Annotated in this window: 18 protein-coding genes; all 18 read right to left on the reverse strand. The window is 34.4% G+C overall.

The annotated features are described in order from the left end of the window. Window positions 1–49: 49 nt before the first annotated feature. Window positions 50–2338 carry a tetratricopeptide repeat protein gene (locus CCY99_RS01915; protein ID WP_112059720.1) on the reverse strand — a complete coding sequence of 763 codons (2289 nt, stop codon included), beginning with the start codon at window positions 2336–2338 and terminating at the stop codon, window positions 50–52. A gap of 48 nt (window positions 2339–2386) precedes the next feature. Continuing rightward, complete coding sequence (nuoN, locus tag CCY99_RS01920; protein WP_112059721.1) at window positions 2387–3871, reverse strand: NADH-quinone oxidoreductase subunit NuoN; 1485 nt, start codon at window positions 3869–3871, stop codon at window positions 2387–2389. After that, a complete protein-coding gene (locus tag CCY99_RS01925; protein ID WP_112059722.1) occupies window positions 3871–5394 on the reverse strand; it encodes an NADH-quinone oxidoreductase subunit M in 1524 nt (507 codons plus the stop codon). Before CCY99_RS01925 ends, nuoN begins: the two co-directional genes overlap by 1 nt. Window positions 5395–5403: 9 nt before the next feature. Further along, on the reverse strand, window positions 5404–7242 hold the full coding sequence (gene nuoL / locus CCY99_RS01930) for an NADH-quinone oxidoreductase subunit L (protein WP_112059723.1): 1839 nt from the start codon (window positions 7240–7242) through the stop codon (window positions 5404–5406). Between the two features lie 9 nt (window positions 7243–7251). Then, the gene (nuoK, locus tag CCY99_RS01935) at window positions 7252–7554 is read right to left on the reverse strand and encodes an NADH-quinone oxidoreductase subunit NuoK (RefSeq protein WP_112059724.1); all 303 of its coding nucleotides are present in this window, start codon (window positions 7552–7554) and stop codon (window positions 7252–7254) included. Continuing rightward, the gene (locus tag CCY99_RS01940) at window positions 7551–8108 is read right to left on the reverse strand and encodes an NADH-quinone oxidoreductase subunit J (RefSeq protein ID WP_112059725.1); all 558 of its coding nucleotides are present in this window, start codon (window positions 8106–8108) and stop codon (window positions 7551–7553) included. Before CCY99_RS01940 ends, nuoK begins: the two co-directional genes overlap by 4 nt. A gap of 8 nt (window positions 8109–8116) precedes the next feature. Beyond that, window positions 8117–8860, reverse strand: coding sequence for an NADH-quinone oxidoreductase subunit I (locus CCY99_RS01945; protein ID WP_112059726.1), 744 nt, complete (start codon window positions 8858–8860; stop codon window positions 8117–8119). A 9-nt stretch (window positions 8861–8869) separates the two neighbouring features. Beyond that, window positions 8870–9850: an NADH-quinone oxidoreductase subunit NuoH gene (gene nuoH / locus CCY99_RS01950; RefSeq protein ID WP_112059727.1), complete on the reverse strand. Its 981-nt coding sequence runs from the start codon at window positions 9848–9850 to the stop codon at window positions 8870–8872. A 3-nt stretch (window positions 9851–9853) separates the two neighbouring features. Beyond that, a complete protein-coding gene (locus tag CCY99_RS01955; protein ID WP_112059728.1) occupies window positions 9854–12352 on the reverse strand; it encodes an NADH-quinone oxidoreductase subunit G in 2499 nt (832 codons plus the stop codon). Between the two features lie 13 nt (window positions 12353–12365). Then, on the reverse strand, window positions 12366–13142 hold the full coding sequence (locus CCY99_RS01960; protein WP_112059729.1) for a hypothetical protein: 777 nt from the start codon (window positions 13140–13142) through the stop codon (window positions 12366–12368). A gap of 8 nt (window positions 13143–13150) precedes the next feature. Then, window positions 13151–13444, reverse strand: coding sequence for an NADH-ubiquinone oxidoreductase subunit E family protein (locus tag CCY99_RS01965; protein WP_112059730.1), 294 nt, complete (start codon window positions 13442–13444; stop codon window positions 13151–13153). A gap of 23 nt (window positions 13445–13467) precedes the next feature. Beyond that, a complete protein-coding gene (gene nuoD / locus CCY99_RS01970) occupies window positions 13468–14697 on the reverse strand; it encodes an NADH dehydrogenase (quinone) subunit D (protein ID WP_112059731.1) in 1230 nt (409 codons plus the stop codon). 1 nt (window position 14698) lies between these two features. After that, complete coding sequence (locus tag CCY99_RS01975; RefSeq protein ID WP_112059732.1) at window positions 14699–15454, reverse strand: NADH-quinone oxidoreductase subunit C; 756 nt, start codon at window positions 15452–15454, stop codon at window positions 14699–14701. A gap of 14 nt (window positions 15455–15468) precedes the next feature. Beyond that, window positions 15469–15978 carry an NADH-quinone oxidoreductase subunit B gene (locus tag CCY99_RS01980; RefSeq protein WP_112059733.1) on the reverse strand — a complete coding sequence of 170 codons (510 nt, stop codon included), beginning with the start codon at window positions 15976–15978 and terminating at the stop codon, window positions 15469–15471. Continuing rightward, window positions 15960–16349: an NAD(P)H-quinone oxidoreductase subunit 3 gene (locus CCY99_RS01985; protein ID WP_112059734.1), complete on the reverse strand. Its 390-nt coding sequence runs from the start codon at window positions 16347–16349 to the stop codon at window positions 15960–15962. Before CCY99_RS01985 ends, CCY99_RS01980 begins: the two co-directional genes overlap by 19 nt. A gap of 219 nt (window positions 16350–16568) precedes the next feature. Further along, a complete protein-coding gene (locus CCY99_RS01990; RefSeq protein WP_112059735.1) occupies window positions 16569–17321 on the reverse strand; it encodes an SDR family NAD(P)-dependent oxidoreductase in 753 nt (250 codons plus the stop codon). A 15-nt stretch (window positions 17322–17336) separates the two neighbouring features. After that, window positions 17337–18143 carry an amino acid ABC transporter ATP-binding protein gene (locus CCY99_RS01995; RefSeq protein ID WP_112059792.1) on the reverse strand — a complete coding sequence of 269 codons (807 nt, stop codon included), beginning with the start codon at window positions 18141–18143 and terminating at the stop codon, window positions 17337–17339. Beyond that, window positions 18130–18831 (reverse strand): amino acid ABC transporter permease, encoded by a 702-nt coding sequence (locus CCY99_RS02000; RefSeq protein WP_112059736.1) that lies wholly within the window; start codon window positions 18829–18831, stop codon window positions 18130–18132. Before CCY99_RS02000 ends, CCY99_RS01995 begins: the two co-directional genes overlap by 14 nt. Between the last annotated feature and the right edge of the window lie 73 nt (window positions 18832–18904).

Here is an 18904-nt window from a genome sequence, read left to right on the forward strand (position 1 = left end):
TTCGCCCTAATCCTATCTTTAATAATTAAAAATTCCGCTTTAAAATGGGCTAGTTTAAAAGCCCCAAAGCCTCACTACAAAGTTTGCCAAATGATGTTTGAGTGCCAATTTTTAGGCATTCATTAAATTCATTTTTTGATTGGGTATTGTCTCCCAACTCGTAATATGCTGAGCCTTTCATATATCGCACTTTTTGTGTTTCATCATTATTTAATGGTAGTGAAATATTATTTAAAATATCCAACATTTGTGTATAGCGACCATCTCTAAAAAGCACATCAGCATAATTTAGCTCTACAAATGGGGAATGCTCATATGTTTTAAATCTATCTTGTAGTTTCATAATCTCTTTTGCATATCGCTCTAAGGCAATATTATCATTGGATTCTATCGCCCAATTTAATAGCTTATAATATACTTCTATCATTTCTTTATTATTTGGAAAAACGCTCAACAACTCATCAAAAACGTTCATAGCTTCACTTTTTCTATTAAGATTAGCTAATGATAAAAATAAAATTATCCCTGAATCCTGCTTTTCTTTAAATGTTTTTGAGAGATTCCAAGCATCACGACTAGCCAAAGCAGCGTTATTAAAATCGCCCATTGCATAGGATACTTTTGCTTCATTATAAAGCCAAGTGAGTTTCTCTAATCCGCTTGGTGCGTCTTTTAGCATAGCAGATGAGAGTTGAAAAGCAGAATCATATAATGAAGATTCCATTAAACAATCAAATACTTTTTTGGCATTATTTGTTATAAGTAGCGAATTAGAAGAAATATAATAATTCACTATACTTTTGCAATCATTGCTTGATTCAATTAGCTTAATATATGAATTTTTAACATCTATGTTATTATTATCAAGATTATTTTTTAGTGCTACAACATCGCTATATTTACCTAAATCAAACAAAGCTTTTGCCTTTTTTTCATACGCAATCTTAGAATTTTGTGTATTTGGATAGGTGGCGATTAAATAATCATATTGCTCTATTTGCTTGAGTAAATCGCCATCATTTAAGCCAAATAGTAGATTGTCATCTCTTTCTTTTATGAGTTTTGCATTAGTGGAATCCTTAAAAATCTCCAAAAATTCTGTATTGATTTTATGAGATTCTTGTAGTTTGGAATCCAACTCATACCAAAGGCTTACATCCATCATCAATTGTTCTTTAAAATCATCATTTCCTAAATGATTTAGCATACTCTCCCCTGCCCTTGCAGCGACATTGTATAGCTTATTATTAGCCCAAATTTGGAGTGATTTATAGCTTTCATTTATATCTTTTAGGAAATAGCTTGGATTCGCATTAACTATTCTTGAAAATAAATCATCTGCCGCACTTAAATTATCATTTTCTAATTCATATTTTCCCCAATTATAAGCCACATACGAAGCAGTATCTAAATCTTTTGCACTTTCATATGCCTTTACAAATAAAACTTCTGGTTGTTTTTTATCTCCATTTATGGCTAAATTATTTGCAATACCAACAAGAGCATATTGAACATATTTGGAATCTGGATATTCGTCAATTATCCTATCAAAATAATATCTTGCTTCATTGTATATCCTAAGATTTCCATAGCTATCGGCAATAATATATAGCACCTCTGGGACATTAATATCTGCAGGATATACCTTTATCCATTCTTTTGCAAGTTGCAAAGTATCATCAGGGGGAATATTACTTTTATGCATTGCTCGAATCTTATAAAGCATAGAATCTCGAATAAAAATGCTATTGCTATAGCTTTGTAGCATTTCATCTGTGAGTTTTATAACCTCATCATAATGTTTATTATTATACGAAGAGCGAATATTTAAAAATAAACCCAAATCAGGTCCCTCATCATAAATCAACGGAGACATATCAATATTTAGCTCACCGATATATGGAAGTGCGGTATTGGGGATATTTATGGGGAAGTTTATGCCACTATAGGTTTTATTTGAAAGAAATGGAATCTCATCGCCATAGCCCACAATCTGCCAAATCTTAGATTCACTTGGTCGCTCTTTTGGGATAGCAATATCTTTTTTTAAATCCATAAAATTTGCAAATAATTTCTGTCTTTTTAGCGGTTTTATAGATAAATAGAATCTATTATCATCGATATTCGAATATATTTCAAAAAATTCTGTTTTACTCTTAGGAAAACTAGAAACGGGCGTTTTATTAATAGTGCATTCAACTAAAATATTTTGACCATTTATATCTATATGCTCTTTGCAAGGAAATTTTTCGCTGTGTTTTAATGTAACAATAGAGAATCTCTTATTATTCTCTATTCCATAATCTACCTCTATACTAAAGGCAGATGCATAAACCATAAGAAGAATAAAGCTTAAAAATATCCTTAAAATTGCCCAATCCTTATGTTAAAAATTAAAAAGATAGTTTGTAATTATACCAAGAAAACCTTCTATAAAAAATATAGCAAAAATAGATACAATAAGAGCAATAGCAATAATTCCAATCATAGGATAAGAAGCATTTTGATGGTATATACCAGAATCTTTTGTAATTGGCTCTTTTAAGAACATAAAAACAATTAATTTAATATAGTAATAAATCGCAATAGCTGAATTTAAAAGCAAAATCAATGCTAAGATATTATGTCCAGCATTGACACTTGAGCTAATCAAATATAGCTTACCCCAAAATAATCCAAATGGCGGAATCCCACCTAAAGATAGCATAAAAATCCCAAAACTAACAGCAATAATTGGGGATAGTTTAACTAAACCGCTAAATTTAGTATAAGGGGAAGTAAAGCGAGAATCCCAAGTTTTATTCTTATTATGCGTTAGCCAAAGCAATCCAAACGCCCCCAAATTCGTAAATAAAAATAGAATCCAATACAAAAATAATGCCACCATACTTTGCTCGGTATTTATATAAATACAAGCCAAACCAAAACCAGCTTGAGAAATAGAGCTATATGCGAGCATTCTTTGGACATCAGTTTGCAATAATGCAATAATATTTGGTATTGTCATACTTAAAATCACAATCACAAACAAAGCCACGCTAATAAAAGGAATATCTGTATTTAAAAATACATTAAATAATCTAATTGCCACTACAAATCCAGCAATTTTTGTAGCTATAGACATATAAAATGCAAGTGGCGGAGTTGAGCCCTCATATACATCTGGCACCCAAGTATGAAATGGAAAAAATGAAAGTTTAAAACCAATTGCACCTAGTAAAAATATAAATCCTAGCGATAGAAAATATTCATTCCCACTTGAATCTAGCACTAATAATCCACTAATAGGAGTAGATAAATCGAAAATATCCACACTTCCGCTACTTGCATAAATAAACATTAATCCAAACGCAAAGAATCCACTTCCCAAAGCCCCAAGTGTAAAGTATTTAATCCCAGCTTCTAGTGCTTTTTGCTTTTTTGAGAGAGCAACTAGGGCATATAAAGCCAAAGATGAACTTTCCAAACCTAAGAAAATAAGTATTAAATTATCGCTTGAAACCATAAATTGATACCCAGCAATCATAAATAGAAATAATATATAAAATTCTCCGCATTCAAATTCCGGGAATCTATCTTTTGAAATAAGAAAAAATATAAATAAAAGAGAAGCCACCAAAATGATAATCTGCGATAAAACAGCTAATCCATCTACAATCACTAAATCAAAAAAGCCAATAGCAGTAGAATTCATATATAAAAGAGATAATAAACTAAGTAGGATAAAAATCGAACTTAAGATAATATATAAAGCCTTATTAGGTTTTTTAAGGAATAAATCTATGATTAAAATAATAATCCCACCAATGACATTAATCGCCATCGGTAATATACTAGTTACATTAAGTGCACTAAATGATAAATCAGGCATTAATCTCTCCTATTTACTTTTATTAAAAATTCCTTGCTCTCATTTAAAATAGATTTTTCATACATAAATGAAACAAGATTCTTAACTGATAAATCAATCCTATCTAAAATGGGCTTAGGATAGATTCCAAGCCAAATGACGATTAAAACTAGCGGGATTAATGAGATTTTCTCACGCACATCTATATCTTTTAGCTCTAGATTCCGCCCTATTTTAATCTCACCCAAAAATACATTTCTAAATAAATGTAGCATATAAACTGCCCCTAAGATTATCCCACTTCCAGCTAGAATGGTTAGAATAATGTTTACCTTGAAAAATCCAAGTAAGCTTAAAAACTCCCCAACAAAGCCCATAGTCAAAGGCAATCCAACGCTTCCCATAAGGATTATTGCAAAGATTAGCGTAAATTTCGGCATAACTTTCGCAATTCCGCCATATTCGGCGATTATCTTCGTGTGCGTCCTATCATAGAGCATTCCCACCATCATAAACAACGCTCCGCTAACAATTCCGTGACTTAGCATAAAAAATATTGAGCCACTCACGCCCTCAGCACTCAATGAAAATGTCCCAAGCACGATTACGCCCATATGCGAAATAGAGCTATAAGCGATAACCTGCTTCATATCATCTTGTGCAAAGGCAATCATCGCCGTATAAATTACCATAATCACGCATAAAATCGCAATTGGAATAATAAAATAAATAGAGGCATCTGGGAAAAGTGGGAGGGAGAATCTAATAAATGCATATGAACCCATTTTAAGCAGAATCGCCGCTAGGATTATCGAGCCGACAGTTGGGGCTTGTCCGTGTGCATATGGAAGCCAAGTGTGGAGTGGAAACATTGGAATCTTAACTGCAATACCAATGAAAAATGCAACAAATAGCCACCTTTGAATATCAAAATCAAGCTGGAGCATATACCAATCCATCAAATTAAAGCTTAAGATTCCAGTGGCACTATAATATAAATATGCAAAATATAAGATTCCAAATAACATCACAAGAGAGGCACTAAATGTATATAAAAAGAATTTAACCGAAGCATAGATTTTTCGTTCACTTCCCCACGCACCGATGATATAGAGCATAGGCACGAGCGAAAACTCCCAAAATAAATAAAATAAAATCATATCAAGCGATATAAACACCCCAATCATAATGCTTTCTAAAAATAATAATGCGATAAGAAAATTCTTAATATTTTCGACATTATGGATAAAGATTACACAAATAAGTGTCATAAATGCACTTAAAATTACCAAAAATAGCGATATTCCATCTATTCCAATATAATAACTCACACCAAAACTAGGTATTAGGCTTATTTGTGTTACAAACTGAAAACCAGCATTTCCATCATCAAATAAAAGCCAAAGACACAATGCCAAACATAGCTCAAATATAGACACAGCTACAACAAAAGGTTTAGCAAAATTATTATCAACTCTCCTGCTAAACATAAACAATGCTGCTAATATTGGCAAAAATAAAACAATATTTAATAAAAGTTCCATTTATTATCCCTAAAATATTAATAATAAAATAATTAATAGAGTGAATATTCCGCATATCATTAGTATTAATGATTGTGATAAATTTCCACTTTGTGTTATTCGCGATTTCTCTCCACTCCATACAAAAATTCTTGCGATAAAATCCACTACAAAATCAATAATCCGTAAATCAATCTCCCTCCAAAAGAAGCGTGAAAGCCCTTTATATGGCTTCATTATAAAATCATTATAAATTTTTGGGATATAGTATTGATTGAATAAAAGCTTATAGATTGGATTAGATTCTGCTATTAATTTAAAGCCCTTTTTATAAGCAATAATTGCCATAATAATACCAGTTAATGCGAAAACCAAAGCAAATGCAATTAGCATTGCAAGAGTAGCAGAATCTATCTCCATAGATTTCAGTGGCAAATAATAGTTTTCTAAATAATGATGAAAATTAGATTCTACAAAGCCAATGAAAATAGCCAAGATTCCAAGTGGGAGAAGCGATAAAATCATAATGCTCGACGCCTCGTGCGGGTGGAGCGAATCCTCATATCGCTTTGGCGTAAAAAATACCAGCATTAATAATCTAAAGCTATAAAATGCCGTAAGCAACGCCCCAAGCAACAATACCGCCCACAAGAAGCAGCTCCCATCGATAAATGCGGCTTCTAAAATCTTATCTTTGGAGAAAAATCCAGCAAATGGGTAGATTCCAGCAAGTGCGATAGAAGCGATAGTCATTAGAATCGCCGTCCATTTCATGGGCTTATAAAGTCCGCCCATTTTGGTAATATCCAAATTATCATTCATCGCGTGCATTACATTCCCAGCCCCAAGGAAAAGGAGGGATTTAAAAAATGCGTGGGTCATCAAATGAAATAACGCAATCCAATAATACCCAAGCCCCGCAGCCACGAACATATAGCCCAATTGCGAGAGCGTGGAATATGCAATAATTCGTTTTAAATCGCGATTTACCAACGCCATAGTCGCAGCGAAAATCGCTACAAACGCCCCAAGATAGGTGATAAAAGTGCTTACATTTGGTATTAAGTCATAGATTGGATTTGCACGAATTACTAAATAAACCCCAGCTGTTACCATTGTAGCAGCGTGGATTAGGGCGGAAACTGGCGTCGGTCCCTCCATCGCGTCGGCTAGCCAAGTGTGGAGTGGGAATTGCGCGGATTTCCCCATTGCACCGATAAACAATAAGATTCCAATTAAATTTAATGTAAATTGACTTATATCTCCAACATATGGGAAAATATCAATGTATCTAAGACTTCCAAATGAATAAAATATCAAAAAGATTCCAAGAAGCATTCCTAAATCCGCAATTCTATTCATTATAAAGGCTTCATTTGCCGCAAATGAGGCAGATTCACGCTTATACCAGAATCCAATTAGCATCCACGAGCATAGTCCAACGCCCTCCCAGCCGATAAATAGCCCCAAGAAGTTATCGCTCATCACAAGCACAAGCATAGAAAAAACAAATGCACTTAAAAATGCAAAAAATTTATTAAAGCACTCATCGTGGCTCATATAGCCGATAGAATAGATATGCACCAATAGCGAAACAACCAAAACGACCAAAATCATAATCATCGTAACGCCATCTACCATAAAACCAAAGCTTGTATTTAGGCTACCTGCGATTATCCAATCACTTATATCTATATACTCAACATAACCATCAACAATATTTGGAAATAACACAAATGCTGAGATTAGTGATATAGTAAGTGCAATTACAGGCACAATTGCTGCAATAAGCATTTTTTTCTTAAAAGCAAATAAACTTGCAAACAAACTCCCAAATAGAGGCGCAAAAAGTATAATAGCAAGTAACATATTTTCCCTTTATCCGTGCATTTGATTTAGATTATCTAAATCTAGATTCTTATTTTTCCTATACCAAACGATAAGGAGTCCCAAGCCCACAGCCACCTCACTTGCGGCAATTGCAATGATAAAAAAGGCAAAAATCTGCCCACTTATATCATTGTAATAGCTACTAATGGCAACTAATCCTATATTTGCGGCATTTAGCAGAATCTCTGTTGAAAAAAACAACATTAAGAGATTCTTTCGCCTCATTATGCCAACTAAACCTATCACAAACACTAACACACTTAAAAGCAAGTAATGGTTTAATGTAATCATAGACTTTTCCCTTCATCTGGTATATTTTCATTATCTATTTGGTTTCCTATTTTTTTACTAGCAAGTGCAATCCCTGCAATCATAGCTATAAGAAGCATTAAAGCAGCGATTTCAAATGGAACTAAAAATTTTGTAAATAAAACAATACCTATTTGCTCGACATTACCTTCAATATTGGTATTATTAATAGAATCTATCTTATCTTGAGCTATACTTAAAAGTCTTGGAAGTGAAATAATAACAACAAGCATAACAGCAATGCCAAAGCTAAGAACACAAGCTATCTTATTCCATCTTATATTTTCTTCTACTTCTTTTGCACTATCAAAAAACATCATTCCAAAGGCATATAGTGCCATAACCGCCCCAGTATAAACGGAGATTTGCACCACACCAAGGAATTCTGCTCCAAGCGTGAAAAATATCCCAGAGATAAAAATCATTCCACTTGCTAACGCGGTCATCGCATATAAAATATTTGAGCTTAAAACCACCACGGCAAAGCAAAATATAATTAAAATGCTAAATAAATAAAACGAGATAAATTCAAACATTTCCTCTCCTAATTTTGGGCGTTTTGGGCGTAGCCAAGCGGCGTTTGCTTGATGTTGCTGTCGGCATTTGGGCTAATTGAGCCATAGCCACTATATTCATCGATTTTCCCAGCGATTGCCTTATCAAGCGGGGTCAATAAATCCTCTTTTAGCTTGAAATGTGCCCTCTGCTCGCTTACATTCTCATATCTATCGCCATGCACTATGGCTAGTTCTGGGCATACCTCCGCACATAATCCGCAGTAAATGCAACGCCCAAAGTTAATACTATAGGATTCTATTGCTTTTCTACCGCCAAGTATTTTTGGATTCTTAAGTGGATTTTGCCTTGAATCTTGGGCGGAATCTGCACTTAAATCCGCATTTGAAACTGCACCAGATTCCCCAGATTCCCCAGATTCCCCAGATTCCGCGGAATCCGTGCTTCTAAACTCTATCGCCCTAGAATCTGGCTTATAAAAAGTGTTAATTTTAATGCAGTTACTCACGCAAATTTTCTCGCATAGCCCACAGCCGATACATCGCTCATTCCCACTCTCCAAAAGCCGCATAAGATTATGCACGGCTCTATATCGTGGGGAAAGCGGGATTTTCTCTAGCGGATATTTTATCGTTACAATCGTGCGCGGTTTGAATAGCTCTTTTAGCGTGATTTTAAGCCCCGCGAATAAATCCAGCCCAACACTTCGCTTAAAAAATCGCTTTAGCGATTTTGGCGGTGGGGCGGAGATAAGCTTATATTGAGTTTTCATATCTGTCCTTTATATTAAAACTAAGCCAGTTATTAAAATATTGATGATTGCAAGGGGCATTAGCACTTTCCAGCACACGCTCATAAGCTGGTCTGGTCGCACATGTGGGAAGGTCGCCCTAGTCCAAACAAATAAAAATATAAAAAACGCCACTTTAAGTAAAATTGCAATTCCCCCCGGGATAAAGCCAATTGGGTTAAATCCGCCGAAAAATACGATTGCGATGATGAAAGAAAGCGTGAACATATTGGCGTATTCGCCGATGAAAAACATTCCCCATTTTAGTCCGCTGTATTCGGTGATATATCCTGCGACGATTTCTGCTTCATGCTCTAGGAGGTCAAAGGGCGTTCGATTAGTCTCGGCATATCCAGCGATTAAAAAGAGTAAAAACGCCAATGGCTGGGAAAATATAAGCCAATCAAAAATAGAATCTTGCTGGTAATTATTAATGTCAATTAGCGAGAGTGAGCCAACAATCATAATTGGAGCCAAAATCGCTAATCCGCTTACCACCTCAAAGCTTAAAAGCTGGGAAACTGCCCTTGCAGCACCGATTAGCGAATACTTGCTATTTGAGCTCATTCCAGCTAGAAGTGGTCCATACATTCCCACAGCCCCCACGCTAAGCACGAAAAGCAATCCCACATTTATATCTGCAACAATTGGGCGGATAGTCTCTCCAAAAAGCTTAAATTCAGGTAAAAACGGCACGGGAGCCATAGCGATAAATGCCGTAGCAACTGCCACAACTGGGGCTAACATAAAAATAAATCGATTGGCATTTTGTGGAGCTATATCTTCTTTTAAAAATAGCTTAATCCCATCTGCTAAGACTTGCAAAAGTCCCCACGGACCGACATGTGTGGGACCAAGACGCTTTTGCATAAGTCCTAGAATCTTCCTATCTAAATATGTCCCATACCCAGCTAGAGCGGAAAATACCAGCAAAATCACAATGATTTTTATAATGATTTCTAAAAAACTCATTTTTTATCCCTTAATTTTAGCTATTTGCACTTTTAGATATTTGACATCGCCAAAAAGCGTTTTTATGCCCTCAATTTGGGGCGAAATGGCTAGGAAATTATCCTCCATATTGGAATCCACATAGATTTTAGCGATGATTTGGGTGGAATCTCCAGCGTTTGCGACTTTTGTAGAATCCTTTGTGGTATCTCCAGCATTTGTGGCATTTGCAAGTTTCACGGAATCTCCAGCATTTTCGATAATAAGTTGCACCTCATCGCCCTCTTTAATACCAAGCGAATCTAGCTCTAAACTATATTCTTTTGAAGTATAGATTCCAATCTTAGAATCTAGATTCTTGCTATATCTCGTATATGGGTAAAAATGTGCGTTTAAGTCCTTTAGATAGGCATTAAAATCTGCTTTAGATTTTGCAGATTCTACAAACTCAATCGCCTCTTTAGTTTCTGCCACTTTTTTAGATTCCGCCTTTTTGCCTCGTAAATCCGCCCCATCATTTCCAAAATCATTATTTAGATTCTGCTTTGGAATCTTAAACTCAAATCCCAAAGATTTTGCTAGTTTTTCCAAATAATTAGATTTCGCCCCAAACACCGCATTTAGTGGGAGAATCTTATAATCAATATTTGTGATACTATCATTTAGGCTATGAAAATATGGGATTTTAAAATCCGCATTTATGCAATCAAGCCTAAAATCACCCCTCGCTCTAAAGCCCACGCTATAGCCACTTCCAGCGGATTCCAAATCAAGCAACGAGCAAATCCCATTTGCATTCGCACTAGGCGGGATAACCAAAAGGCTAATCTTAGAATCCCTCACAAGATTCCCCAAGATTTTTGCCATAAATTTAAGGTTTGGATTTGCATAAATATCGCTGCCTACGATTATCAAAGGCTTTGATTTTTTTAGGGTGGATTCTAGCGATAAATGGCTTTCATAATTTAAGCCAATATTTTCTAAAATCCCATAATATTCCCTATTTTCGACTACTTCAACTTGCTCTTTTACTTCCTTGATTACCTTTTTTTCTTCTCCATTTTCATCTTTTACTAATTCTTTAACTTGCGAAGTTTTCTCACCCATAGTTTTATATTCAATTGTTTTTTTGCTATTTTTTAGCGGATTTTTTTCTAACATCTCCGGAGCCAAAATATTTGCTATGGCTAAGGTTAAAATATCCTCGCTATTTGACGTAATCCCTACATAGGCGACATTTTTTGAGTATTTTTGAATTGCCTTATCCTTTAATGCGTGGGCGTAGATTAGCGAAGAATCTTTTTGCATTTTTAGGGCATTATTGATTTTATAAGAAATCAGCGGATTTTCGTCCCGCAAAGCCCCACCAAGCGAGAATAAAACCTTATGTTTGGAAATATCCTCTAAAGTAGCCAAAGATTCCACCTCGCACCCTAAAACGCCTAAGAAATCGCTATATTTTTTTAAAAGCGGATTAACTAATGGAATCTTGAATTTTTGGCTTAAAATTTGCAAAAATCTTGCTTCATTATTCGTTACATTTCCGCCAACTGCAATATAAGAAGCTTTTTTAATCGCATTTGTGGCTTTAATCATAGATTCGCCACACTCGCAAGATTCCGCAGAATCCGCCAAATCTAAAGAATCGCCAGAATCCGCTGAATCTACATCCCACGCAAATCTCCCTGCTCCACAAATTGGATTAAAGTTAAAGTCATTTGTTACGCGATAGATTTTGCGATTTCCGCTTGTATCTTTCTTGCTCTCATAGATAATTTTACAGCCACTAGGGCATAACGCACAAGTAGAACTCGTTTTATCCAGCTCCCACGCATTCGTGGTGTATTGGAAACTTTTTACGCCCAAAGCACCCACAGGACACACGCTCACGCACTCCGCGCAGTCCTCACACTCGCTCTCCCCCACAAAGCCAATTATCCCCTTCTGCTTTCGATTCCACACGCTAAAAGCATCTTTTGGCATTCGCTCTTTCCAATAGCCAGAATCTGGGGCGTTTAAGTCCATTTTCACCATTTTTAGATTCGCCAAGCCCACATTGTCCTTGCAAGTCGTTACACATCGCTCACATAAAATACAAAGATTTGGGTCATACTTCACACTCCCCCACGAATCTAGGGCTTTTGGCGAATCTGCTACAAAATACTCTTGGTTGTCCACGCCCATTAAATGCGTAAAATCCTGTAGCTCACACTCGCCACTTTTATCGCACACACCGCATTCTAGCGGGTGATTTATGACATAGCTTTGCATAATTGCTTTTCGCTCTTTGGCGATTTCTGGCGTGTTTGTGGTGATATTCATACCCTCTTTTGCTTTTGCATTACACGAATACACGCGTTTTCCATCAGCCTCCACCATACATAATTTACAAGCCAAAGTAGGCGAACACTTGCTAAGATAGCAAATAGCTGGGATAAAAATCCCATTTGAGCGAGCAATCTCAAGTATATAATCGCCCTCATTTACCTCTAAAACGACATTATCAATAGTGATTTTTGCCATAACTACCTCTTCTTTAATTGCTTTTATTAGTAATAATTACTTGTTTATATCTATAACCACAATCTATATCTTTTGTGTAGTTTAAGATTCCAATAACACCACCGAATTTATCATCTAATCTGCATTTAACCAAAATATCAAAATCATCGAATTTTATCTTAATAATATCATTATTTTTTACTTTCCAAACCCTTGCGAATTCATTTGAAATTTTTAGTATTGCTTCATTTTCCAATCTGTAATCAACATATATAATACAGCCATTATTTTCCGGAAGATTCCCTATAGGCTCTAATGCAATATTTGTAGTATTAATATTATAAGCCATATTATTATCCTTTGACAATAAAACAATATTTAGTTTTGAATGATTAAGGAGATTAGAAAAAATATTTATAATATTTTCATTTCTTGGATGTATATAGAAATCGCTACCAATGAGTAAAAGTGGATTTCGTCTTTGACTTAAAAGTCCTTTTAGATGAAGCATCTCCTCTTCGCTTATATTTGTCTCGGAAGTCAAATATCCATAATCTAATTCATTAATATAATTTCTAAGTTTTACTCCATTATAAAATTCATATAAAAATAACGCCGCTACGCCCTCTTCTGTCCCTGCTTCATAGCGAATATATAAATTTGTAGAAACATCTAAAAACGGGTGAATACAAATATCGCTTTTAATATTTTTAGCAAAAGCACCAAGTGTTATAATAAAATCATATTTTTTTAGAAAATTCTCATCAATTGGGATTGGATTATGTTGAGTAAGAGAATCTAACTTAAACATTTTAATTCCTAGATTCCACTAGATTCACTAGATTTGATGGATTCATTAGATTCCACATTTTCTGCAATCTTAGGTGGAGATTTTTTCACCACAATCGTCCAATCTAGCTCATTAAACCTAAGCGAATTCATCAGCGTCCAATTATTTTCTTTTACAAAATCTGCACTTTTTTGGATATTACTAAAATCCCCAACCTCAAATAGAAAAATCCCAACTTCGCCATCGCTCAAATCGCCCCGCACAAGCTCACCAAGTCTTGGCAAAAAATCCGCTTTAAGTTGCCTTAAATCATATCGTTTCATCGCCTACCTTTATCTATCAATTTCTACCTATCAATTTCGCCAAAAATAATATTCGCCGAACCAACTATCGTAACAACATCAGCCAAATAATGCCCCGGTAATAAATCTTGCAATAAACCTGTATGAAAAAAGCTTGGGGTGCGAATCTTTAATCTATATGGATATGGCTCACCTATAGAATTGATAAAAAATCCTAATTCTCCCTTTGGAGATTCAGTAGGGACATACACTTCTCCAATTGGCGGACGCATTCCTTGTGCAACTAACACAAAATGCTCCATTAGCGAATAATTTTGTGTCATTATTTGCTCTTTTGGGGCTGAGATATATTGCGGACAATCCGCCATAATCTCTGGGCTTGTATCTTTATACATTTTTATTAATTGGCGTAAGATTCTGCTTGATTGCCGAATCTCCTCCATATATAATAAATATCTAGCGTAGCTATCTCCATCATTAGCATAGGGAATGTCAAACTCAACCTCATCGTATAACTCATATGGCTCTTCTTTTCTAATATCCCATTTATACCCACAACAGCGAAGCATAACACCACTTAAAGCCCACTTTTTAGCTAAGTCCTTTGTTACCACGCCCACATTTTCTAATCTCGCCCTCCAAATTCTATTTTTTTCTAGCAAACCCTCTATTATCCCTATCTCTTTTGGTAATCTATCCAAAAAAATATTTAGATGTTCACACCAATCTTTTGGTAAGTCAAGTGGAACGCCACCTATTCTAATACTTGAGTGGGTTAATCTAGCCCCACAATAATCTTCTATCAAATCTAACCCATATTCTCGCTCTTTAAAGCCATAAAGCATAATGGATAATGCTCCAACATCCATTCCATGAACAGATATAAAAAATATATGAGAAATAATGCGATTTAATTCTAATAACATCATTCTAATTATTTGTGCTCTACGCGGTATTTCTAATCCTAGAAGTTTTTCTACACTTAATGCAAAAGCATAATTATTAGAAGTGGCATTGATATAATCCAATCTATCTGTGGTTGGCAGAAATTCATTATAAATCATATTTTCTGCCATTTTCTCAACACCCCTATGGAGATAGCCAATATCCGGCGTAGCCTTTACTACTATCTCGCCATCAAGCTCTAAAATGAGCCTTAACTGCCCGTGTGCACTTGGATGCTGGGGACCGAAATTTAATATCATTTTATCATCATCGCGTTCAAAGGCGATATTTTCAAACTGCGGTTTTAATTTCGTATAAATTTGTGCCATTCTATCGCCTTTTAGTTAGCTGTTTTTGCTTATCAAATTTGGTTACTGCAAATACGCCTTTGTTTTCTTGATATGTTATTTCTTTTGGAGTATTGCTTGGGGGTGTTCCATATGGGACTTCAAATCCCATATGTGCGAAGTTAAAAGTATCTTCCGGATTAATATATGAAGAATCCCTCTGCTCTGCCCCAATCTCCTCTCTATAATCCTTGCCAAAAATCTTATCAACCTCATACCATTTGGCATTCTCGTCGCCTTGAAGTGGATAATCTTTCCTTAGTGGATGTCCACTCCAATCATCTGGCATTAAGATTCGCTTTAAAAAAGAGTGATTTAGGAATCTAATCCCAAACATATCATAAGCTTCCCGCTCCGACCAAATCGCATTTCTATATATTAAACTTACAGAATCTATACTATCTTTAGTATTGCTTTTTACTCTAATTCTTAGAATCTTATCCATCGATAAAAGTTGATAAAAAACATCAAAACTGTCGTCATTTAGGTGAATAGCACTCATCTCGCTTAATATATCAAAAGTGGAATCTTTTAAAAATTGCAATACTTCTAAAATATCACTTTTAGTTACATAAATGACTAAATTACCATTCTCCACATAAGATTGCAGAATCTTAAACCTAGAATCTAATTCGCTAAAAATATCACTAAATTTAGAATCTTTAGGATTTATTCGAAGTGTTTGTGGTGCTTTATAAAAACGATTCTTATGATAAACTTTTTTTTGTAAATCCTGCATATTAACCCCTATTTTTAAACTAATCGCTTTTTAATCGGCTTAATAATCGCCTTTTTAGAGCGAATATGTTGCTGTAAAACCATAACTGCATATTGCAGAGTTTCCGGACGCGGAGCACAACCGGGGAGATAAATATCCACTGGAATTATCCTATCTACGCCTTGAACGGTGGCATAGGTATTAAACATTCCCCCAGTGTTCGCACAGCTCCCCATAGAAATCACCCACTTTGGTTCTGGCATTTGGTCGTAAAGGCGGCGGACAAATTCTGCGTGTTTTTTAGTAACTGTGCCAGCTACAATCATAACATCGCTTTGTCTAGGTGAAGCACGGAAAATCACGCCAAATCTATCAAAATCATATCTCGAAGCACCACTTGCCATCATCTCAATAGCACAACAAGCAAGTCCATAAGTCATAGGCCAAAGTGAATTCGCCTTAGCCCAATTTAGGACATTATCCAATTTTGTTAGCGTTACTGGAATATCATTGTTTTTTAGATAATCTACTTTATACTTTGCCACAAGAATGCTCCTTTTTTCCACGCATAAATAAATCCTATAGACAATAAAAAAATAAATAATATCATCTCGACAAAGCCAAACATTCCTAATATTTTAAAATCAACAGCCCAAGGAAACATAAAAATAATCTCAACATCAAATAAAATAAAAAGCAAAGCCATAACATAATAACGAGAAGAAATTTTATTTTGCTGTTTATTTGCTATAACACCACATTCATATTGGCTAAGTTTAAGCTTTTCTCGGCTTTTGCTTGCGATTTTTGTGCTTATTAATCGCTGTAAATATAATGTCAAACCAAAGGCGACAAATGTCCCAATAAATAGGGCAAAAACACCAAAATAAGGATATGCAAATGTAGAATGACTCATAAACTTAACTCCAAAAAATTATTTTACTTCTTTCCATTATTATTTGCAGACAACTGCATATAAACGCTTTAGCATATTGCTTTAAAATCTTTTAGCTTAAGAAATTCCGCTTTATCTCCAAAGATTCTTAAAAATCAACATTCTAAATTAAAAGAATCATTTTAAAATAAAAAACTTAAATAAAAATTATTATTTACTAATATCTTTTATTTAAAATCATTAAAGTCCTTTAGGTAATATAAATTGAAACATTCGTTTTATAGATATGGGTAATATATTATAAAACCTTGCTAAAAATACTATAAAGAATGGAAAAGATATTACTCTTTTTTTCCTAATTAAACCACTAAGAATAATTTTAGCTGCTTTTTGTGGTGAGATACTAGAAAATATCTTGTATTTTGCATTTTTTATAAGATTCGTATCTACAAAGCCCGGATTTATAATACTCACAGCGATATTAGAATCTTTAAGATTAAGATATAAACCTTCTGCCAAAGCATTACAAAAAACTTTCGAGCTAGAATACGAATACGAGCTAGGCATAACAAAATATCCCGCAGCAGAGCCTGTTATAGCGATTTGTGAAGAAATACTTTGCATTTTTAAATAATTTATTGACGGCAAGATTGTATTAGCAACACCTAATATATTTACTTCTAAGACATTAAAATCGCTCTCCAATGCATTATTAGCTCTTGCTATACCTGCATTTGCAAGAACTAAATCAATATTTTTATTGCTATTGAAAATAGAATCTAACCATTTGATTATAGAATCCCTATTACTTACATCACAAGCAAAAATACTAACCTCTTTTGCACCGATTTCTAAACATTTGGCTTTTAACTTTTCTAGTTTTTCTACACTTCTGCCATTTGCGTAGATTCTCGCTCCATATTGTGAAAATAGCAAACAAAGCTCATAGCCAATGCCATCACTTGCACCAGTTATTATGATATTTTTAAACATAATTTTCCTTAGATTCTAATGCTTTATATGACTTAGAAAGTATTTTAATCGCTCACTTTTTGGATTATTAAAAAACTCTTTTCCATTATTTTTTTCTACAATTTTCCCATCTTCCATAAAAATGGCATAACTTGCAATATCTTTAGCAAAGCCCATTTCGTGCGTTACACAAACCATAGTCATACCATTTTGTGCTAATTTCTTTATCAAATCTAATACCTCGCCAACCATTTCTGGGTCTAATGCACTTGTAGGCTCATCAAATAATAGAATCTCTGGCTTATTCATTAATGCCCTTGCTATTGCAACCCGTTGTTTTTGACCGCCGGATAATCTAGATGGAAATTCATCTTTTTTATCGCTCAATCCAATTTGTTTTAAAAGTAGCAATGCCTCTGCTTCTGCCTCATCTTTAGAGTATTTTTTAAGCTTTATTGGAGCTAATGTTAGATTATCTAAAACATTTAGATTATTAAATAAATTAAAATGCTGAAAAACCATTCCCATTTTAGTTCTAGCTTCATCAAGATTCCATTTATAATATCTATCAAATTCTTTTATTTTATGCTTTAAATCCCTATTATTTAAGCCCTTAAATTCATCATATAAGGAAATATCAATATTTGAGATTCTCTTATCTCTAAACCATATTTCACCACTACTTGGAATCTCCAATAGATTCATACACCGAAGAAGGGTGGATTTCCCGCTACCACTTGGACCGATTATAACTACTTTTTCTTTATCTTTAATCTCTAGATTTATATCATCAAGAACTAATTTATCCTTAAAAACCTTGCTTAAATGCTTAATATTTATCACTTGCACGCAATTTCCCCTCAAATATTTTTACTAAATATGATGCAATTAATACCAACATAAGATAACACAAAGCAAGGAAAAAATAAGGCACCATAAATTCATAACTCGCACTACCGATTGCTTTAAATGCATAAGTCAAATCATGCACAGTTATGTAATTTGCCACTGAAGTTTCTTTTAATAAAGCGATAAATTCATTTCCAAGTGGTGGGAGGGAATTTTTCAACGCTTGTGGAAATACGACAAATCTCATTGCTTGTTTTTGATTTAATCCTAAAGCCCTTGCTGCTTCATTTTGTCCCACATCAATGCTTAAGATTCCGCTACGAACTATTTCGCTTACATATGCCCCACTATTTAATCCAAAAATAAATACTGCCACCATCAACGCACTAAGCCCACCAAGTCCAAAAAGAGGCAAAATTACAAAATAAATAAATAATAATTGAACGACTATAGGCGTCCCACGAAAGAAACCAACATAAGCTTTTGCAATAACAACTAGAATCTTATGCAATAAAGTTTTATCTTTTTTTGTAACCAAAATAGCTACTAAAGTCCCCACAATCAAACCAATAATCAAAGCACAAATGCTTAATATTATCGTCGTTCCAAGCCCCTCTAAAACTAGTTTATAACCATCTTTCAGTATAAATTGATTATAAAAAATATCTATTTTATCACCCAAAATATAAACCCTTATAACTTCGATATTTAAAGAAATGTAAAAGTGTATTGTATAGAATTTATTTTATTTTTGA

It is taken from the genome of Helicobacter sp. 16-1353 (genome assembly GCF_003288815.1).
Classification (GTDB): domain Bacteria; phylum Campylobacterota; class Campylobacteria; order Campylobacterales; family Helicobacteraceae; genus NHYM01.